Annotated in this window: 15 protein-coding genes; 9 read left to right on the forward strand and 6 right to left on the reverse strand. The window is 69.3% G+C overall.

Features of this window, described 5'->3' with window-relative positions; genetic code table 11:
• Positions 1–96: 96 nt before the first annotated feature.
• Positions 97–1,905: a lanthanide-dependent methanol dehydrogenase XoxF5 gene (gene xoxF5 / locus ACO2RJ_RS18610; RefSeq protein ID WP_423269666.1), complete on the reverse strand. Its 1,809-nt coding sequence runs from the start codon at positions 1,903–1,905 to the stop codon at positions 97–99.
• Positions 1,906–2,124: 219 nt separating this feature from the next.
• On the opposite strand from xoxF5, the gene ACO2RJ_RS18615 reads away from it, so the two are divergent.
• Both ACO2RJ_RS18615 and ACO2RJ_RS18620 read left to right on the forward strand, forming a co-directional pair.
• Positions 2,125–3,525: a histidine kinase gene (locus tag ACO2RJ_RS18615; protein WP_423269667.1), complete on the forward strand. Its 1,401-nt coding sequence runs from the start codon at positions 2,125–2,127 to the stop codon at positions 3,523–3,525.
• A 4-nt stretch (positions 3,526–3,529) separates the two neighbouring features.
• Complete coding sequence (locus ACO2RJ_RS18620) at positions 3,530–4,180, forward strand: response regulator (RefSeq protein ID WP_423269668.1); 651 nt, start codon at positions 3,530–3,532, stop codon at positions 4,178–4,180.
• A gap of 14 nt (positions 4,181–4,194) precedes the next feature.
• On the opposite strand, the gene ACO2RJ_RS18625 is transcribed toward ACO2RJ_RS18620, so the two are convergent.
• From ACO2RJ_RS18625 to phaZ, 4 genes are all read right to left on the reverse strand, one after another.
• On the reverse strand, positions 4,195–5,526 hold the full coding sequence (locus ACO2RJ_RS18625) for an aspartate aminotransferase family protein (RefSeq protein WP_423269669.1): 1,332 nt from the start codon (positions 5,524–5,526) through the stop codon (positions 4,195–4,197).
• A gap of 83 nt (positions 5,527–5,609) precedes the next feature.
• Positions 5,610–6,356, reverse strand: coding sequence for a metallophosphoesterase (locus ACO2RJ_RS18630; protein WP_423269670.1), 747 nt, complete (start codon positions 6,354–6,356; stop codon positions 5,610–5,612).
• 61 nt (positions 6,357–6,417) lie between these two features.
• A complete protein-coding gene (locus ACO2RJ_RS18635; RefSeq protein WP_423269671.1) occupies positions 6,418–6,822 on the reverse strand; it encodes a hypothetical protein in 405 nt (134 codons plus the stop codon).
• 188 nt (positions 6,823–7,010) lie between these two features.
• On the reverse strand, positions 7,011–8,720 hold the full coding sequence (gene phaZ / locus ACO2RJ_RS18640; protein WP_423269672.1) for a polyhydroxyalkanoate depolymerase: 1,710 nt from the start codon (positions 8,718–8,720) through the stop codon (positions 7,011–7,013).
• A 136-nt stretch (positions 8,721–8,856) separates the two neighbouring features.
• Here phaZ and ACO2RJ_RS18645 point away from each other — a divergent pair, with 136 nt between their 5' ends.
• The 4 genes from ACO2RJ_RS18645 (at position 8,857) to dnaA (ending at position 13,245) form a co-directional block, all read left to right on the forward strand.
• Positions 8,857–10,230 carry an ActS/PrrB/RegB family redox-sensitive histidine kinase gene (locus ACO2RJ_RS18645; protein WP_423269673.1) on the forward strand — a complete coding sequence of 458 codons (1,374 nt, stop codon included), beginning with the start codon at positions 8,857–8,859 and terminating at the stop codon, positions 10,228–10,230.
• 124 nt (positions 10,231–10,354) lie between these two features.
• Positions 10,355–10,621, forward strand: a complete 267-nt coding sequence (rpsT, locus tag ACO2RJ_RS18650) for a 30S ribosomal protein S20 (protein ID WP_423269674.1) — start codon at positions 10,355–10,357, stop codon at positions 10,619–10,621.
• A 648-nt stretch (positions 10,622–11,269) separates the two neighbouring features.
• Positions 11,270–11,713, forward strand: coding sequence for a rhodanese-like domain-containing protein (locus ACO2RJ_RS18655; RefSeq protein ID WP_423269675.1), 444 nt, complete (start codon positions 11,270–11,272; stop codon positions 11,711–11,713).
• 62 nt (positions 11,714–11,775) lie between these two features.
• Positions 11,776–13,245 (forward strand): chromosomal replication initiator protein DnaA, encoded by a 1,470-nt coding sequence (gene dnaA, locus ACO2RJ_RS18660; RefSeq protein ID WP_423269676.1) that lies wholly within the window; start codon positions 11,776–11,778, stop codon positions 13,243–13,245.
• Between the two features lie 10 nt (positions 13,246–13,255).
• Here dnaA and ACO2RJ_RS18665 read toward each other — a convergent pair whose 3' ends face one another.
• Entirely contained in the window at positions 13,256–14,044 is a 789-nt protein-coding gene (locus ACO2RJ_RS18665; protein ID WP_423269677.1) for a mechanosensitive ion channel family protein, read from the reverse strand.
• Between the two features lie 322 nt (positions 14,045–14,366).
• Between ACO2RJ_RS18665 and dnaN the strand changes: the two genes are divergently transcribed.
• The 3 genes from dnaN (at position 14,367) to gyrB (ending at position 19,486) form a co-directional block, all read left to right on the forward strand.
• The gene (dnaN, locus tag ACO2RJ_RS18670) at positions 14,367–15,485 is read left to right on the forward strand and encodes a DNA polymerase III subunit beta (protein WP_423269678.1); all 1,119 of its coding nucleotides are present in this window, start codon (positions 14,367–14,369) and stop codon (positions 15,483–15,485) included.
• A gap of 154 nt (positions 15,486–15,639) precedes the next feature.
• Positions 15,640–16,794, forward strand: coding sequence for a DNA replication/repair protein RecF (gene recF, locus ACO2RJ_RS18675; RefSeq protein WP_423269831.1), 1,155 nt, complete (start codon positions 15,640–15,642; stop codon positions 16,792–16,794).
• Between the two features lie 259 nt (positions 16,795–17,053).
• The gene (gyrB, locus tag ACO2RJ_RS18680) at positions 17,054–19,486 is read left to right on the forward strand and encodes a DNA topoisomerase (ATP-hydrolyzing) subunit B (RefSeq protein ID WP_423269679.1); all 2,433 of its coding nucleotides are present in this window, start codon (positions 17,054–17,056) and stop codon (positions 19,484–19,486) included.
• Positions 19,487–19,542 lie beyond the last annotated feature (56 nt).

Genomic DNA, 19,542 nt, shown 5'->3' on the forward strand with positions numbered 1-19,542 from the left:
GTGTCCATAAGTGCCGCCGGGCCGAGGGAGGAGAAAGCCAGGCGGGTCAGGCTATGGAAAGTCGCGTTGGGGCGCCGGGGAGCGGCGCCCCGAACCTCATGAATCCGGCAGCGCGAACACCGTGAGCTGGCCGCCGAGAGCGGTGTAGCTGGCGAGCGCGGCGTAGCCGCCGACGGCGCCCAGACCTTCGTTCCCGCCCGACAGGCCGGCCGCGAGCCCGATGCCCGCCCAGCCGCCGACGCCCGAGAGCACGGCGACGTACTGCTTGCCCTTGTGCTCATAGGTCATGACGTTGCCGATGATGCCGGACGGCGTCTTGAACTTGTAGAGCTCCTTGCCGGTCTTGGCGTCGACCGCCTTCAGGTAGCCTTCGAGCGTGCCGTAGAACACGACGTCGCCCGCGGTCGCGAGAGCGCCCGACCAGACCGAGAAGCGTTCGGGCAGCGACCAGACGATCTTGCCCTTCTTGTTGTCCCAGGCGGTGAAATTGCCCATGCCGCCATGGCTGTTCGGGGCCGGATACATCGAGAGCGTCGCGCCGACATAAGGCTGGCCCGCGGTGTAGGAGACGCGGAACGGCTCGTAGTCCATGCAGACATGGTTGGTCGGCAGGTAGAACAGCTCGGTCTTCGGCGAATAGGCGCTGGGCTGCTGATCCTTGGTGCCGAGCGCCGAGGGGCAGATGCCCTGCGAGTTGACGTCCTCGCCGTTCTGCTCCGTTGAGTATTTCGCGACGACCATCGGGCGGCCGTAGGTCTTGGACGACTTGTCCATGTCGATCTTGCTCGCCCAGTTCACGACCGGGTCGTATTTTTCGGCGACGAGCAGTTCGCCGGTCTCGCGATCGAGCGTGTAGCTGAAGCCGTTGCGGTCCGGATGGGTGAGAAGCTTGCGCTCCTTGCCGTCGATCTTCTGATCCGTGAGGATCATCTCGTTGACGGCGTCGTAGTCCCACTCGTCATGCGGGGTGACCTGGTAGACCCACTTGGCCATGCCGGTGTCGGGATCGCGCGCCCAGATGGTCATCGACCACTTGTTGTCGCCGGGGCGCTGCTTCGGGTTCCAGGTCGAGGGGTTGCCGGAGCCGTAATAGACGAGGTTCAGCTTGGGGTCGTAGGAGTACCAGCCCCAGGTGGCCCCGCCGCCGGTCTTCCACTGGTCGCCTTCCCAGGTCTTCAGCGAGGAGTTCTCGCCGATCGGCTTGCCGAGCTCGGTCGTCTTCGCGGGATCCACGAGGAGTTCGGAGTCCGGCCCCATCGAATAGGCGCGCCAGACCTGCTTGCCGGTCTTGAGGTCGTAGGCGGTGAGATGGCCGCGGACGCCGAACTCGCCGCCGGAGATGCCGACGAGGAGCTTGTCCTTGACCGGCAGGACGGTCGCCGTGTTGGACTCGCCCTTCTTCGGGTCGCCGTTGACCACCGACCACTTCTTCTCGCCGGTCTTCGCGTCGAGCGCGACCACGGTCGCGTCCGCCTGCTGGAAGAAGATCATGCCGTCGGCATAGGCGACGCCGCGGTTGACGGTGTCGCAGCACATCACGGGAACGACGCCGGGATCCTGCTTCGGCTCATAGCGCCAGATGATCTTGCCTTCCTGGTTCAGGTCGAGGGCGTAGACCGTGTTCGGAAACGGCGTGTGGACGTACATCACGTCGCCGATGACGAGCGGGCCGCCCTCATGCCCGCGCAGCACGCCGGTCGAGAACGACCAGGCGACCTGCAGCTTGCCGACGTTCTTGGCGGTGATCTGATCGAGCTTGGAGTAGCGGGTGTTGGCGTAGTCGCCGGTCTGAATGCCCCACTGCTTGGGGTCCTTCAGGATCGTCTCCACGCTGTCGTTGGCGATGGCGGGAGCCGCCCCGACGCCGAGCGCGACGCCGAAGCCCAGGAGAAATGCGCGTTTCATGAACGTCCTCCGGATAAAGGCGGCGGCGCCTGCGGCGCGGTGTTCTCGTTGAGCTCGGACAGCGTCCCGCCTTGAGCTGAGAACCTGCTAATAAGGGCGCAGATCCACAGAGCTGACTTCCCGAGCGGTGTTGGGAGATTTTCCCGATTGCGCGGGCGCAGCTTGCAATCCGACCTGAAGTCCCGGACATCAAAGCCTTGCTGCGAAAGGCGAAGAGCGATGTCTCTGCTGGTCGGCCTCATCCTGCGTCTCGGCGGCGTCGTGATGCTGTGCCTCGCGGGCGCAAGCGTCTGGGTCATGGTCGACGCCGACCGAAACATAAGAGCCGAGACGGTCGCCTCGGCCGCCCGCGTCGAGACCGAGGCGGTGGGGCTCGCATGGCGCGAGCTGATGTTTCGCGGGAATGAGGGCTCGCACGCCAAGTTCGCCTTCCCCGACTGGCGGACCTCCGACACGCTGCGCGTGATCAGCCCCGGCTATTGCGTCAGTCTGGCGTGGACCGGCGAGCCGCCGCTCAAGCTCTGCGGCGGGCGCAGGACGGCCGATGACGGCGCTCCGGCGTGGTTCGAGGCCCTGAATCAGACGCTGTTCGGACCTCTCCAGCCGATCACGCGCACGATCTCGCTCGGCGGACGCGCCGTCGGCACGGTGGTCGCCGAGGCGAAGACCGAGTCCGCCGCGCGCCAGGCGTGGCGGCAGGTCAGCGTGGTGGTCGGCGTCGCCGGCGCGATGGCGCTCGCGATCGGCGTGCTGGCGACGCTCGCGATCGGGCATGCGCTGAAACCCGCCGAGACCATCGTGCGCGGCCTGAAGCGGCTGGAGGGCGGCGACCATGCGGTGCGCCTGCCGGCGTTCCGCACGGCGGAGTTCGGCCATATCGCGCGGGCATTCAACGACCTGACCGCGCGTCTCGACTCCACCACCAAGCAGCGCGCGGCGGTGACGCGGCGGCTGTTCCAGGTGCAGGAGGAGGAGCGCCGCTCCCTCGCCCGCGATTTGCACGACGAGTTCGGACAGTGCTTGACCGCGACCCGCGCCCTCGCCGCAGCCGTCGCGACCGCGACGAGGGCGGATCGGCCGGACGTCGCCGAAAGCGCGCGCGAGATCGCGGTCATCAGCGACCGGATGGCGACCACGCTGCGCGGCGCGCTCGCCCGGCTGCGGCCGCCGGAGCTCGACGAGATCGGGCTCGAGCAGAGCCTGGAGCATCTCGTGACGAGCTGGAACGCGCGCGTTCCCGGCGCGGGCGGCCGCAGGCCGGTCTTCCGGCTCGACGTGGTCGGGGACCTCGCCGCCGTGCCGGCGCAGGCGGCCCTCACCGTCTACCGGATCACGCAGGAATGCCTGACGAACGCCGCCAAGCACGGCGAGCCGGCGGAGGTGCGCGTTCGCGTGGAGAGCCCGGACGCGCCGGCGGGCGCGCTTCTCGTGACGGTCGAGGACGACGGGGGCGGCGATCCTGCGAGCCTAGCCGGCGGCCGCGGCCACGGCCTGCTCGGCATTCGCGAGCGCGTCGACGCGCTGGGCGGCCGCCTCACGACAGGCGCGTCCGAACGCGGGGTGCGGATCGCCGCGACCATCCCGCTCGCCGGGGACGCGCGCCTCGGCGCGGCGGCCTGAGACGATGGCCCAGCTGACGATCCTTCTCGTCGACGACCACCCGGTGGTGCGGGCGGGCTATCGCAAGCTGATCGAGCTCCAGCCCGGCTATTGCGTGAGCGCGGAGGCCGGCAGCGCGGCGGAGGCCTATCGCGCCTACCGCCGGTCGCAGACCGACATCGTCATTCTCGACCTGAGCATGCCGGGCTCGAGCGGCCTCGAGGCGATCCGGCGCATCCGGGGCTTCGACCGCAAGGCGCGCATCCTCGTCTTCACGATGCACGAAGGCCTTCCCTTCGCCCTCAAGGCGTTCGAGGCGGGCGCGTCCGGCTATGTCACCAAGAGCAGCCCGCCCGAGGCGCTGATCGCCGCGATGGCGACGGTGTCGCAGGGCGGCAAGGCGGTGAGCGACGACATCGCGCGCGAGATCGCGGCGGAGCGGCTGTCGGGACGCAAGTCGCCGGTCGACGGCCTCGGGCCGCGCGAGGTCGAGATCCTCCAGCTGATCGCCTCGGGCATGACGACCGACCAGATCGCCGACGCCCTGTCGCTCAGCCAGAAGACGATCCAGAACTACCATTCCGGCATCAAGGCGAAGCTGAACGCACGGACCGACGCCAACCTCGTCTGGGTCGCGATCAACGCCGGGCTGCTCGAGATCGGATCAACCGAATAGACCTGCCCCGGAGGTCAGGCGGCCGCGGCGAGGCTCGCGTCGACGGCTTCGCCGAGCCGCTCCACGATCACGTCGATCTGCGCGCCTTCCACGATGAAGGGCGGCGCCAGCAGCACATGGTCCCCGCGCGCGCCGTCGACCGCGCCGCCCATCGGATACACCATCAGCCCGCGCGCCATCGCCTCGCGCTTGATCGACGCGTGCAGCTTGAGCGCCGGATCGAACGGCGCCTTGGTCGCCCGGTCCTGGACCAGCTCGATCGCGCGGAACAACCCGCGGCCCCGGACGTCGCCCACATGCGGGTTGGCGCCGAAACGCTCCTTCAGCCCGCGATCGAGCCGCTCGCCCATGGCGACCACGTTCGCGAGCAGGCCGTCGCGGCGGATGACGTCCTGAACCGCGAGCCCGGCCGCGGCCGCCATCGGGTGGCCCATATAGGTGTGGCCGTGCTGGAAGAATCCGGAGCCTTGCGCGAAGGCCTGGAAGATCGGCTCCGACAGCAGCACCGCCCCGATCGGCTGATAGCCGCCGCCGAGGCCCTTGGCGATGGTGAGCAGATCGGGCGCGACGCCGTCCTGCTCGCAGGCGTGCAACGTCCCGGTGCGGCCCATGCCGCACATCACCTCGTCGAGGATCAGCAGCACGCCGTAGCGGTCGCAGATCGCGCGCACCCGCCGGAGATAGTCGGCGACCGGCGGAACGGCGCCGGCGGTCGCGCCCACCACCGTCTCCGCGACGAAAGCCAGAACCTCATCCGGCCCGAGCTCCAGGATCTTGTCCTCGAGCGACTGCGCGGCGCGGGCGGCGTAGGCCTCGCCGGTCTCGCCTTCCGCCTGTCCGCGGTAGGCGAAGCACGGGTCGACGTGATGGGTCTCGATCAGGAGAGGCCGGAACTGGGCGCGGCGCCAGGCGTTTCCGCCGGCCGCAAGCGCGCCGAGCGTGTTGCCGTGATAGCTCTGCCGGCGCGCGATGACGTGCCGGCGCTTGTCCTGTCCGGTCTCGACGGCGTATTGGCGCGCCATCTTGAGGGCGGCCTCCACCGCCTCGGACCCGCCGCTGACGAGGTAGACCCGCGTCAGCCCCTCCGGCGCGTCCTCGACCAGGCGCTCGGCGAGACGTTCCGCCGGCTCGGAGGAAAAGAAGCCGGTATGCGCATAAGCGAGCCGGTCGAGCTGCGCGTGGAGCGCGGCCAGCACGTCCGGGTGACCGTGGCCGAGGCAGGAGACAGCCGCGCCGCCGCTGGCGTCGATATAGGACCGGCCGTCGCGGTCGAACAGCTCGATTCCCCTGCCCCCCACGGCGACGGGCGGAACGACGTTGGCGGCGCGATGCAGCAGGCGGCTCATGGCGGAGGTCCGGGGCGGGTCGACGGGGCGCCCGCGTGATAGCGCATCGACGGCGCGTTGGTGAGCGTCGCTCGCGAGATTGTTCAGCGCGCCGCCTGAACCACCCGCATGCGGTCGCCGAGGACCACGAGCCCCGAGAGCAGCCCGGTGCGGAAGGCGCCCGTGTCGAGGTTGACCCGGTGCGGGTGAGTGAGGTCGACGACCTCCCGCGGGGTGTGACCGTGAAGGACGGCGACGCCTTCCGGGTATGGGCCGGGGCTGTCGAGCCAGGGCCGGCGCACCCACATCAGCGTGTGCGGATCCTGCTCGGCGAGAGATCTGGCCGGATCGATCCCGGCGTGGGCGAACAGAATGTCGCCGACGCGCCAGGATTTGGGCAGGCCCACGAGCCAGTCGAGCGTGTCGCGACCGAGCGCGGCGGCGAAGGCCTCGGGCCAGTCGGGACGAGACGGATCGACCCCGGCCTCGGCGATCGTTTGATCGCCGCCGAAGTTCAGCCACAGCGCGCGCTCCTCGGGATCGCCGCCAAGAGTGGCCCGCAGCAGGCGCTCCTCGTGATTGCCCATCAGCGTCACTGACGTCGCGCCGGGCAGACCCTTGCGCGCGCGGGCGAGAGCCTCGATCGCTTTGGGTCCACGATCGACGAGATCGCCGAGCTGGACGAAGGTGGCGACGGAGGCCGCCGAGATTTCCTCGGCGACGGCGTCCATCAGCGACGCGAACAGATCGTCCTGCCCATGCACGTCGCCGATGGCGGCGACGGCCTCGCCGGCGGGCAGCCTGCGGATCGCAGGCCGCCAGTCGTGGCGGCGGACAGTGATCGCCGTCACGACGCCGGACCCCGCGCCGCCTGCGCGGCGCGGGCCAGAGGCATGCTGACGATCTTCGCCGTCACTTCATGATCATGAGAACGACGAGCTGACCCGCCTTGGTGTTCAGCTCCTTCTCGTCGAGCGAGCCGTCCTTGTCCGGGTTGGCCGCATTGAAGCGCGCGCGCAGGATCGTCAGCCACTCGTCCATTTCGAGCGTCTGGTCGCCGTCCTTGTTGTAGCGCTTCCAGTCCTTCTCGGTGATCCGGCCCTTGGTCTCGCCGCTCTCGAGCGTCGTGTCGCCGTCCGGGTTGATAACGGCGAACAGCTTGGCGCCGGCGTCGATCACCTCGGCGAGTTCGAGCGTGTTGTCGCCGTCCTTGTTCAGCGCCTTCAGCACGTCCGCGCCGGAGGCCTGGGCGAAGGCGGGCGCCGACGAAAGAGCGAGGCCCATGAAGGCAGCGCTGGCGGCCAAACGAAACGTCATAGTCGTCTCCCTCTAATAATAAGAAACCTGTCGATACCGATGGGGTCAGTTCAAGGTGGAGCCCCATCGCATCGCAACAGGAACGCTCATACGCCAGCGTTCGATAATAAGAAACAGATAAAAGCGCGTCCACATTCCTTGGCGAACGGCGCGGCCGACGCCAGGCGGTCCCGCGAAGCGTCGAGCAATCATTCCGCTTTGGCGAGTCGAGCCGCTTGCTCCTGCCACTTCTCCCGCGACATGCGCCCGGGCGGAACGATCTTCGCATTGAGCGACGCGACCTCGTCATGCGAGAGGCCCGCGATCTGGGCGAAGCGGAAAATGCCCGCGTCGTTGAGAACAGCCTGAAGCTTCGGGCCGACCCCGACGATCTTGGTCAGATCGTCGGGCGGGGCTTTGACGGCTGGAGCGCGCCTGGCCGCCGCGGGTTTGGCGCGTGCGGGCTTCGGCGTCGGAGCAGGCGGCTCGGGGGCCTTCTTCGGTTCCTCCACCAGCGGCGCGACCGCGTCGAGCGCCGCTCCTGCGGACACGCCCTCGCTTTCGGCGGGGCGCATCGGCGCGGACGCGGCCTTCTGCACGGCGCGGGGTTCGTTCGAGAGCATGAAGTCGTGAATGCGCGGAGCGATCTCCGAGCGGAAGCGCGATCCGTTGAAGACCCCGTAGTGGCCGACGCGCTCCTGCAGCCAGTGGACCCGTTGCTCGTCCTTGAGACCGGTGCAGAGCGTGTGCGCGGCCCTGGTCTGTCCGACGCCGGAGATGTCGTCGCGTTCGCCCTCGACCGTCATGAGCGCGCAGCGCGTGATCTTCGAGCAGTCGACGGGCTTGCCGCGATGCGTCATCTCGCCCTTCGGCAAAGCATGGCGGATGAAGACCGTCTCGACCGTCTGAAGGTAGAACTCGGCGGTCAGGTCCATCACCGCCATGTATTCGTCGTAGAACTCGCGGTGCTTCTCCGCGCTGTCGCCGTCGCCGTCGACCAGATGGTTGAAGAACTCGTAGTGAGCGGAGACATGGCGATCGAGATTCATGTTCACGAAGCCGGTGAGCTGCAGGAACCCGGGATAGACCCGCCGCATCACGCCGGGATGCGGCCAGGGCACCACCGTGATCACGTTGCGCTGGAAGAAGTCGAGGCCCCGCTCGATCGCGAGCTGGTTGACCACGGTCGGGTTCTCGCGCGTGTCGATCGGCCCGCCCATCAGGATCATCGAATGCGGCGCGTAAGGGTCCTCCTCGGCCTCCATCCGCGCGACCGCGGCGAGGACCGGCACCGCCGGCTGGCAGACCGCCATCACGTGGCAGTCGCCCTGCAGGAAATGGAAGATGGAGATGAGGTAGTCGATGTAGTCGTCGAGATCGAAGGGACCGTCGGTCATGGGCACGAGCCGCGCGTCGGTCCAGTCCGTGACGTAGACGTCGTGGTCCGGCAGCATCGCCTCGATCGTGCCGCGCAGCAGCGTGGCGTAATGGCCCGACATGGGCGCGACGATCAGAACTTTGAGCGCCTTGCGCGAGCCCGGCCGCGTCGCCCGCTCGAAATGGACGAGGTCGCAGAACGGCCGGCTCCAGACCACCCGCGGCGTGACCGCGACGCGCTCGCCGCGGACCAGCGTCGACGCGATGCCGAAATCCGGCTTGCCGTAGCGGCGGGTCGCCCGCTCGAAGACCTCGCAGAGCGCGCCGACCTTGCGGCCCCAGTCCGTGTGGGAGGCGGGATTGACCGGGTTCTTGAAAAAGAGGCGCCCCGCTTCGGCGAGCGCCCGCGCCGGTCCGAGCGACGCCTGGCCGGCCTCGAACATCCAATACAGCGGCATCGAGGACGCCGAGCCGCCCAACTCCGGCGTCGCCGAGGCGTTGGCGAATTCGCCGATCCCGGTACGCTTCCTGTCCCGCGCCATCGCGACCTTCCGATGTTGCATCGCACACGTCGCAAGACGATTCTCCCTAAACGGGACGCCGTCAATGGCCCGTTCGTCGGCCCGCCGGCCTATGGAAACTTGCGCGACCGCCCGTCAGAGGATCAAAGTCCGCGCCATGCCGTTCGACATCGACTGCGTTTCGGACCATCTCGCGCCGCAGCGCCATCTGAGGCTCGCCACGCTGGTGCGGCTGCGCTGGCTCGCGGTGGCGGGACAGAGCGCGGCGGTCCTGGGCGTCGCGTTCGGCCTCGGATTCGAGTTGCCGCTCGCCGCCTGCCTTGCGGTGATCGCGCTGTCCGCCGGCCTCAACGTCGCGCTGCGCCTGATCTTCCCGCCGAACCACCGGCTGCGCGAGCCCGCCGCGGGTCTGCTGCTCGCCTATGATCTGCTGCAGCTCGCGGCGCTGCTCTTCCTCACCGGCGGCCTGACCAATCCGTTCGCCGTGATGTTCCTCGCGCCGGTGATGATCTCGGCGACCGCGCTGTCGCCGCGAACCACGGCGGCGCTCGGCGCGCTCGTCGTGGGGTGCGCCTCGCTGCTGGCCTACCGGCACATGCCGCTGCCCTGGCCGGTGGAGGACGGGCTGGAACTGCCCCAGCTTTACGTTCTGGGGCTGTGGATCGCGCTGATGCTGGCGCTCGTGTTCATCGGCGTCTACGCGTGGCGCGTCTCCGAGGAGGGCCGCGAACTCGCCCAGGCGCTGTCCGCGACCGAGCTCGTGCTGGCGCGCGAGCAGCATCTCTCGGCGCTCGACGGACTGGCCGCCGCCGCCGCTCATGAGCTCGGCACGCCGCTCGCCACCATCGCGCTCGTCGCCAAGGAGCTCGAGCGCGCGCTCAGCCCCGGCGCGCATGGCGACGATCTCGCTCTGCTGCGCGAGCAGGTCACGCGCTGCCGCGACATCCTGCAGAAGCTGACCTCGCTCGACGGGCAGGGCGCGCCCTACGAGCGCATGGCGGTGCGGCACATGCTCGAGGAGATCGCCGCCCCCCACCGCAATTTCGGCGTCGCGATCGAGGTGCGCGCGGAAGGCGCAGCCGAGCTCGAGCCGCACTGGCGGCGCAACCCGATCGTGCTCTACGGCATCGGCAACATCGTGGAGAACGCCGTGGACTTCGCGCGCGAGCAGGTCCGCGTCACCGCGCGCTGGAGCGCCGAGCGGATGGTGGTCGAGATCGCCGATGACGGGCCGGGCTTCGCCCCAGAGATGCTGGCTCGCCTGGGCGAGCCTTATGTGTCGACCCGCTCCGGCGGCTCCGAACCCTCCGAGGCCGGCGGTCTCGGCCTCGGCTTCTTCATCGCCAAGACGCTGCTGGAACGCTCCGGCGCGCGGCTCGATCTCGGCAACGCCGCCGCCCCGGAGACCGGCGCGCGGGTGAAGATCGTATGGCCCCGCGCGCGCTTCGCCGAGCCCGGGCCCGCTCCGGGTCCGGTCGCCGCGGCGGCGTCGCCGGGCTTCGGAGCGCTCGCCGGCGTCGGAGAACGTTGACGCCGCGGGCGAGTGTTGCTACGAGACCGCCTCCCGCGGCGGGCCTGTCAGGCTCGCCGCTCGTGTTTCGACCGGCGCGGCGTCGCGCGAACGCCCGGACGCCGCATCCCGAGGACCGAAGTTCATGGCCAATACGCCGTCGGCCAAGAAGGCCGCCCGCAAGATCGTCCGCCGCACCGCGGTGAACACCGCGCGCAGGAGCCGCGTGCGGACCTTCCTGCGCAAGGTCGAGGAAGCGATCGCCGCCGGCCAGGCCGACGACGCGCGCGCCGCGCTCGCGGCCGCCGAGCCCGAGATCATGCGCGCCGCCCAGAAGGGCGTGCTGCACAAGAACACGGCGTCCCGCAAAGTGTCGCGGCTGGCCTCGCGGGTGCGCAGCCTGTCTGCGTGATCGCAACCATCGCATGACGCTCCAAAGACCCGGCCTTGCGCCGGGTTTTTCGTTTGCGATCCTTTTAAGACGGCAACGAACGTATTCGTCGGAGCCCTCTTTTGGGCTTGACTCTCGAAACCCATGGAATCCGGCTCTCGAGAGTCTGGTCGCGCTTGATGCGCATAGATAACTATTATTTTTCAAGACTTTAGGCGCTAGACGCGGACCCGGACCCGGAATCCCGGGGGAAACGCCTCGATCGGCGCAAACCGTTCGAAAAAGAATCGCTAACGGTGATTCGGGGGACGCTGAAGCGATTTTGCTGGCTATGCAGGGCATTGCCACAATCGGCGTTCGGCGCTGGACGACGGTCGAATCGAATCGCGCCGTGAGTCCTGTTGCGTCGCTCCGGACCCCTGTGTATCGTCCTGGCCATGGAGACGTCGCGACCAAATCCTCAGATCTGAGGCGTTTGTCCAAGCTCTCCGAGACTACACCAAGCGTTTATCGTTCAAACTGACACAACGCCCCAAGTTGGGGCGGGGTAAGGGATCGCCGTCTTCCTGAAAGATTGACTGCGCCATATTAGGTAGGCCCTGAACGGCCGGCCATCACCATCATCTGGACACTTGAGGCGCCGGGCGCAAGCCGGGCGAGAACGAAGTTATGCCCCAGCCGAGCTCGTCCTATGCCGGAGACGCGACGCCCCAGGAAGCTTGGGAGGCGCTTGCGGGCGATCCTTCCGCCGCGCTGGTGGACGTCCGCACGAGCGCGGAATGGGCCTTTGTCGGGATCCCGGACCTGTCGGAGCTGTCGAAGCGCCCGGTGCTCGCGGAGTGGCAGACCTACCCCTCCATGCAGGTCGACCAGGGTTTCGTGGACCGGGTGGCGGAGGCGCTGCAGGCGACCGGCGCCGGCGCCGGGACGCCCGTCTACTTCCTGTGCCGCAGCGGGGTCCGCAGCCAGGCTGCTGCTGCGGCGATGGCCGCCAAGGGATTCACCGCCTGTTTCAACGTCGCGGGCGGCTTTGAAGGCCCGCTCGACGCACAGCGTCACCGCGGGGCCTCCGCCGGCTGGAAGGCCGTCGGCTTGCCCTGGACGCAGTCGTGATCGCTTTTTCGCCCGATCCGCAGTCCCGCCCTCCCGCCCCGTCGAGCCTCCGGAGTGACCTCATGCCTCCCGCGCCGTCCGCCGCCCGTTCGAACGTTTTGTCCGTGATCGAGGGCGCGAGGAACGACGCGAGCTCGGGGTGGCGGCGGGTCGCCGACCGGCTCCGGGCGGAGTTCGGCGAAGACGTCTTCACGAGCTGGTTCGAACGGATCGCGCTCGAGCAGGTGGCGAACGGCGTCGCTCACCTGTCGGTGCCGACCCGTTTCCTGAAGAGCTGGATCCAGAGCCATTACGCCGACCGCATCACGGCGCTCGTCAGCGAGGAGTGCCAGGACGTCCGCGCCATCGCGATCGGCGTTCGGGTCGCCGCGCCCAAGCTCGCCACCAATGGCGGCGACGTCGTCGTGGCCCCCGCGATCGAACATGTCGAGCAGCGCTCGCCGACCGCCTCGCCGTTCCTGTTCCCGGCGCGACCCGACGCGGCGCGGCTGGCCGGCTCGCCGCTCGACCGCCGGCTGACCTTCGACAGCTTTCTGGTGGGACGCTCCAACCAGCTCGCTTTCGCCGCCGCCCGCCAGATCGCGGACGCCAAGCCCGGCGATCCCGTGACCTATAACCCGCTGGTGGTCCACTCGGCGGTCGGGCTCGGCAAGACGCACCTCCTGCAGGCCACGGCCCATGCGATCGAGGCGAGCGGCCGCCGGGTGACCTATCTGACGGCCGAGAAGTTCATGTTCGACTTCGTCGCCTCGCTGAAGGCGCAGACCGCGCTGTCCTTCAAGGAGAAGCTGCGGGCGATCGACCTGCTCGTGATTGACGATCTGCAGTTCCTGCAGGGCAAGACCGTGCAGCAGGAGTTCGGCCACACGCTGAACGCGCTGCTCGATGGGCGTCAGCAGGTCATCATCGCCGCCGACCGGCCGCCATCCGAGCTCGAGGGCGTCGACGAGCGGCTGCGGTCGCGCCTCGCCGGCGGCCTGACGCTCGAGATGGGCTCGATCGACGAGGAACTGCGCGCCAAGATCCTGGCGGTGCGCGTGGCGGCGGCGAAGGCGATCCACCCGAAGTTCGACGTGCCGGCGGAAGTGATCGCCTATGTCGCCAAGATCGTGACCGCCAACGGCCGCGATCTCGACGGCGCCGTGAACCGGCTGCTCGCGCACAACACCCTGACCCACGCGCCGATCACGATCGAGATGGCGGAGACCGCGCTGCGGGATCTCGTCCGGCAGGTCGAGCCCAAGCGCGTGAAGGTCGAGGACATCCAGCGCATCGTCGCGCGGCACTATCAGGTCAGCCGCGCCGACGTGCTGTCCTCCCGCCGTACCCAGACGGTCGTCCGCCCGCGGCAGGTCGCGATGTATCTGGCGAAGCAGCTCACCCTGCGCTCGCTGCCCGAGATCGGCCGGCGCTTCGGCGGCCGCGACCACACGACCGTGCTCCACGCGGTTCGCAAGATCGATCTGCTGGTGAAGACCGACCATGGGCTCGCTGCGGAGGTCGACCTGCTGAAGCGCATGCTCCTGGAATGAGGACGGGGCGTCACTCCGCGGCCTGCGCCGTGGCCTCCCGCGCGCGGTTCCGCTCGGTGACGAACCGGCTGATCTCGTATTTCAACGCCGACGTCTCCGCGGCCGGCGCGTAGGCCCTCACCGCGATCTCGATCGCGTCGCCATAGCCGACCTTGCGGACGACAGGCGCCGGGTCGTTCAAGGCGCGCGGGTTCTCCGCCAGAAACCTGGAAACGTCGGCGATCGTGGCGTCCGCGTCTCCGTTCGCCGCGGTGATCGAGGTCTCCACCGCGCGGGTGGGGTATTTCGAGTAGTTCACGACGGCCGCGCCCCACACAGAGGCGTTCGGGATCAGGATCTGCACGTTGTCGGCGTTCGCGAGTTCGGTGAAGAACAGGCTGAGCTCCTTCACGACGCCCGCCTTGCCGGCGACCTCGACCTGGTCGCCGACGCGGAACGGCCGGAACAGCAGCATCATCACGCCGGCCGCCATGTTCGACAGCGTGCCCTGCAACGCCAGACCGATGGCGAGGGAGGCGGCGCCGAGAACGGCGATGAGGCTCGTCGCCTGAATGCCGACGATCTGCAGGATCGCGACCAGCACCACGGCGAGCAGGCCGTAGCGTACGAGGCTGGACAGGAATCCGGCGACGGTGACGTCCATCCGCTTCGAGGCCATCAGCGCGCGATGGGCGCCGCGCTCGGCGAGGCCCGCGAGCCAGAAGCCTGCGACCGCGATCAGGAGCGCTCCGAGGATGTTGAAGCCGTAGACGACGACGAGATTCGTCAGAAACGTGAAGTCGATGGGAATGTCGGGCACGGGCCGCGATCTCCTCTTGCTGGACGGGCCGGCCGCCCGTTCGGGGCTCAAGAGACGCCGGCTCTGCGTTCGGTGATCTTGCGACGTAGCGTCCCGCGGGACTTTGACAGGCCCCGCGCGACAAAGCTGCGCGGACGCGTTGCGGGGTGCTGCGGCCGGAGGACGTTGCGGACGGGAAGCGTCGCGCTTGAAACGGGGCAAGGGGTGGGGCAATGTCCGCAGCCCCGGCGCGAGCCTCCACTCCCGTCCCGGCCCTTGCGCGCCGCCGCCGTCCCCGGCGGCGCTTTCGTCACCTGACGCCCCCTACGGAGCGGAACGAACCATGCGAGCGACCCTCGAGCGAGCGGCCCTGCTGAAGGCCCTCGCCCATGTCCACCGCGTCGTCGAGCGGCGGAACACGATTCCGATCCTCGCGAACGTTCTGCTCCGCGCCGGCGACGGCGTGCTGAAGCTCCAGGCGACCGACCTCGACCTCGAGATCGTCGAGACCGCGACCGCCGACGTGACGCAGCCCGGCGCGACCACCGTGCCCGCGCACACGTTCTACGACATCGTCCGGAAGCTGCCGGACGGCAGCCAGGTCGCGCTCGAGATGGGGGGCGAGCGCGGCACCCTCACGATCCGCGCCGGCCGCTCCCGCTTCACCCTGCAGACTCTGCCGGACAGCGACTTCCCGGACCTCGCGGCGGGCGATCTGCCTGTCCGCTTCGCGATCGGCGCCGCCGAGCTGCGCCGCCTCATCGACAAAACCCAGTTCGCGATCTCCAACGAAGAGACGCGCTACTATCTCAACGGCATCTATCTGCATGCGCTCGAGCAGGGCGGCGTGGCGCTTCTGCGCGCGGTCGCGACCGACGGGCACCGTCTCGCCCGCGTGGAGATGCCGGCGCCGGAAGGCGCCAAGGGCATGCCGGGCGTGATCGTGCCGCGCAAGACGGTCGCCGAGATCCAGCGCCTCCTGGAGGACCCCGAGGGTGAGGTCCAGGTGCAGCTGTCGGCGACCAAGATCCGCGTCTCCTCCGGCCAGGCGGTCCTGACCTCGAAGCTGATCGACGGCACCTTCCCGGACTACGGCCGCGTGATCCCGACCGGCAACGACAAGCGGCTGACGGTCGATCGGGCGGAGTTCGCCGCGGCCGTCGACCGTGTCTCGACGATTTCGTCGGAGCGCGGCCGCGCGGTGAAGCTCTCGCTCGCCGACCGCAAGCTGGTGCTGACCGTCACCAACCCCGACAGCGGAAACGCCACGGAGGAGATCGAGGTCGACTATGAGGCCGAACCGCTCGATATCGGCTTCAACTCCCGCTACCTCCTCGACATCGCCGGCCAGCTCGAGGGCGACACCGCCCTGATCCGCCTGGCCGATCCGGGCTCCCCGACGCTGGTCCAGGACCGCGACGGCGCGTCGGCGCTCTACGTGCTGATGCCGATGCGGGTGTGACGGCACGAACCGTCTCTTCCATCGGCCATAAAACACCTCGTCGTGGTCCGGCTTGACCGGACCACCCATCTCGGGCGTCGAGAGCTACGCTGGAACATGGGTCCTCCGGTCAGGCCGGAGGACGACGGAGGTTTGTTTGGACGAATCGGAGGCGATGCAGACGGCGCGGCCCGCGTCCCGCCGCGCGGCGGTCACGCGTCTGCGCCTGACGAATTTCCGCTCCTATGCGACGCTCGACCTCCTGTGCGGCGAGGGATCCGTCGCGCTCATCGGGGCGAACGGGGCCGGCAAGACCAACATCCTCGAAGCCGTCTCGCTGCTCGCGCCGGGACGCGGGCTGCGCCGGGCGGCCTATGCCGACCTCGGCAGGGTCGACGGCGACGGCTCCTGGGCGATCGCGGCCGAGGTCGCGGGGCCGGAGGGCGAGACGCGTCTCGGCACCGGCGTGGACCCTGGCGCCGGCGACGCCGGGCGGCGCTGTCGGATCGACGGCGCGCCCGTCGGCTCGGCCGGCGCCTTCGCCGCCCATCTTCGGCTCGTCTGGCTGACGCCCGATCTCGACGGCCTCTTCCGCGGGCCGGCGGGCGACCGGCGCCGGTTCCTCGACCGGCTGGTGGTCGCGGCCGACCCCGAGCATGCGGGCCGCGCCTCGGGCCTCGAGAAGGCTCTGCGCTCGCGCAACCGGCTGCTCGAAGACGAGCGATCCGACGCCCGCTGGCTGGACGCCGTGGAGCGCGAGCTGGCCGAGCTCGCGGTCGCGGTCGCGGCGGCCCGCGCCGAGACCGTTTCGCGCCTGGCGGCCCTGATCGCCGAAACCGCCGATCCCGCCTCCCCCTTTCCGTCCGCCGGGCTCGCGCTCGACGGCGCGCTGGAGACCGCGGTGCTGAGCGATCCCGCGACCGCGGTCGAGGACGGGTACCGCGAGCGCCTCGCCGCCGGCCGCAGGCGCGACCGGGCCGCTGGGAGAACGCTGGAGGGGCCGCATCTCACGGATCTCGCCGTCCGCCACACGCTGAAGGACATGCCCGCGGAGCGGTGCTCCACGGGCGAGCAGAAGGCGCTTCTGGTCGGGCTCGTGCTGGCGCACGCCCGGCTCGTCGCCCGGCTCGACGGGGCGTCGCCCGTGGTGCTGCTCGACGAGGTCGCCGCCCATCTCGATCCCGCCCGCCGCGAGGCGCTGTTCGCGGCGCTCGACGATCTCGGGGCGCAGGCCTGGCTGACCGGCGCCGACCCCGCGGCGTTCGCGGCGATCGGCCGACGGGCCCAGCTTTTCGACGTTTCCGGGGGCTCGGCGAGGCCCGTCGGATGACGCGCGGCCGCTGAGCGGACCCTATTCCAGACTCCGCTGTGGAAAAACGGCGAAATCATCATATATGTCAGATGCTTGATCGCCGCCCCGGGCGGCGGCGGCGAACGCCTCCAAATGGCCGCGAAAGCTCGCTTTATGAGCCTGCCCGGGGTAGGTTGGACACGGCGGAAACGCCTGATTCCCGAGCGCTCATGAGCGCCCTCCGCCGCCCCGCCCCGCGAGATCGGCGAAGCGCTGCGCGAAAGAGAGTTTTTTGCAGATGACCGATGTCTCCCCGAACGGCGGCGCCGACGACTACGGCGCGGACTCGATCCGCGTCCTGAAGGGCCTCGACGCCGTGCGCAAACGGCCGGGCATGTATATCGGCGACACCGACGACGGGTCGGGCCTGCACCACATGGTCTACGAGGTCGTCGACAACGCGATCGACGAGGCGCTGGCCGGCTGGGCGACCGAGGTCACCGTCACCCTGAACCCCGACGGCTCCTGCACCGTGACCGACAATGGTCGCGGCATTCCGGTCGGCATCCACACCGAGGAGGGCATCTCCGCGGCCGAGGTCATCATGACCCAGCTGCACGCCGGCGGTAAGTTCGACCAGAACTCCTACAAGGTCTCCGGCGGCCTGCACGGCGTCGGCGTCTCGGTGGTGAACGCGCTCTCGACCAAGCTCACGCTGCGCGTCTGGCGGGACGACAAGGCCCACGAGATGTCGTTCACCCACGGCGTCGCCGACGCGCCGCTCGCCGTCACCGGCCCCGCCAACGGCAAGCGCGGGACGGAGGTGACCTTCGCGCCGAGCTTCCAGACCTTCAGCGGCGTCACCGACTTCGACTACGGCACGCTGGAGCACCGGCTGCGCGAGCTCGCCTTCCTGAACTCGGGCGTCAAGATCGTGCTGACCGACGCCCGCGGCGTCGAGACCCGGCGGGAGGAGCTGTACTACGAGGGCGGCGTCGAGGCCTTCGTGCGCTATCTCGACCGCGCCAAGCACCCGCTGATCGACAGCCCGATCGTGCTGCGCGCGGAGCGCGACGGCATCGGCGTCGAGGTCGCGATGTGGTGGAACGACAGCTACCACGAGAACGTGCTGTGCTTCACCAACAACATCCCGCAGCGCGACGGCGGCACCCATCTCGCCGGCTTTCGCGGCGCGCTGACCCGCCAGGTCAACGGCTACGCCGAGAGCTCCGGCGTGACCAAGAAGGAGAAGGTTTCGCTGACCGGCGACGACGCCCGCGAGGGGCTGACCTGCGTGCTCTCCGTCAAGGTGCCTGACCCGAAATTCTCGTCCCAGACCAAGGACAAGCTGGTCTCCTCCGAGGTCCGGCCGGCGGTCGAGAACCTCGTCAACGAGGCGCTGAACCGCTGGTTCGAGGAGCACCCCGCCGACGCCAAGACGATCGTCCAGAAGGTCGTCGAGGCCGCCGCCGCCCGCGAGGCCGCCCGCAAGGCGCGCGAGCTCACCCGCCGCAAGGGCGCGCTCGACATCGCCTCGCTGCCGGGCAAGCTCGCCGACTGCCAGGAGCGCGATCCGGCGAAGGCGGAGCTGTTCATCGTCGAGGGCGACTCCGCCGGCGGCTCCGCCAAGCAGGGCCGCGCGCGCGAATTCCAGGCCGTGCTCCCCTTGCGCGGCAAGATCCTCAATGTCGAGCGCGCGCGCTTCGACAAGATGCTGGGCAGCCAGGAGATCGGCACGCTGATCACGGCGCTCGGCACCGGCATCGGCCGCGAGGAGTTCAACCCCGACAAGCTGCGCTACCACAAGATCATCATCATGACGGACGCCGACGTCGACGGCAGCCATATCCGCACGCTTCTGCTGACGTTCTTCTTCCGCCAGATGCCCGAACTCCTGGAGCGCGGCTACGTCTACATCGCGCAGCCGCCGCTCTATAAGGTCGTGCGCGGCAAGTCCGAGCAGTATCTGAAGGACGAGCGCGCGCTCGAGGACTACCTCGTCGATTCCGGGCTGGACGGCGTCACGCTGCGGCTCGCCAGCGGCGAGGAGCGGTCAGGGCTCGACCTGCGCACAGTGGTCAACGCGGCGCGGCAGGCGCGGCAGATCCTGAACGGGCTGCATTCGCGTTACTCCCGCGCAGTGGTCGAGCAGGCCGCAATCGCCGGCGCGCTCACGATCGACGTGCTGCACGACCCGGAGAAGGCGCAGGAGGCCGCGGGCTACGTCGCCCGACGGCTCGACCTGATCGCCGAGGACACCGAGCGCGGCTGGGAGGGGGCGGCGAGCGAGGAAGGCTTCACCTTCACCCGCACCGTCCGCGGCGTGCGCGAGGCCGCCGTGATCGACGCCGCCTTCATCACCAGCGCCGACGCCCGCAAGCTCGACGAGCGCGCCGCCCATCTGCAGGAGATCTACGGCCGCATCCCGCAACTGCTGCGCAAGGACGATTCCTCGCCGGTTCACGGCCCCTCCGCCCTGGTCGAGGGCGTGCTCGCCGCCGGCCGCAAGGGCATCAGCCAGTTGCAGCGCTACAAGGGGCTGGGCGAGATGAACCCTGACCAGCTCTGGGAGACGACCCTCGACGTCAACGCCCGCACCCTGCTGCAGGTGAAGGTCAAGGAGGTCGACGAGGCCGACGACATCTTCACCAAGCTGATGGGCGACGTCGTCGAGCCGCGCCGCGAGTTCATCCAGGCCAACGCGCTCAACGTCGCCAACCTCGACGTGTGAGGCTTTGAGGTTCGCCCTGCAGGTCTGGCGTCGGCGCAAACCGCGCGCTCAAACGT

The organism is Hansschlegelia sp. KR7-227 (genome assembly GCF_049446035.1).
Taxonomy (GTDB): Bacteria; Pseudomonadota; Alphaproteobacteria; order Rhizobiales; family Methylopilaceae; genus Methylopila.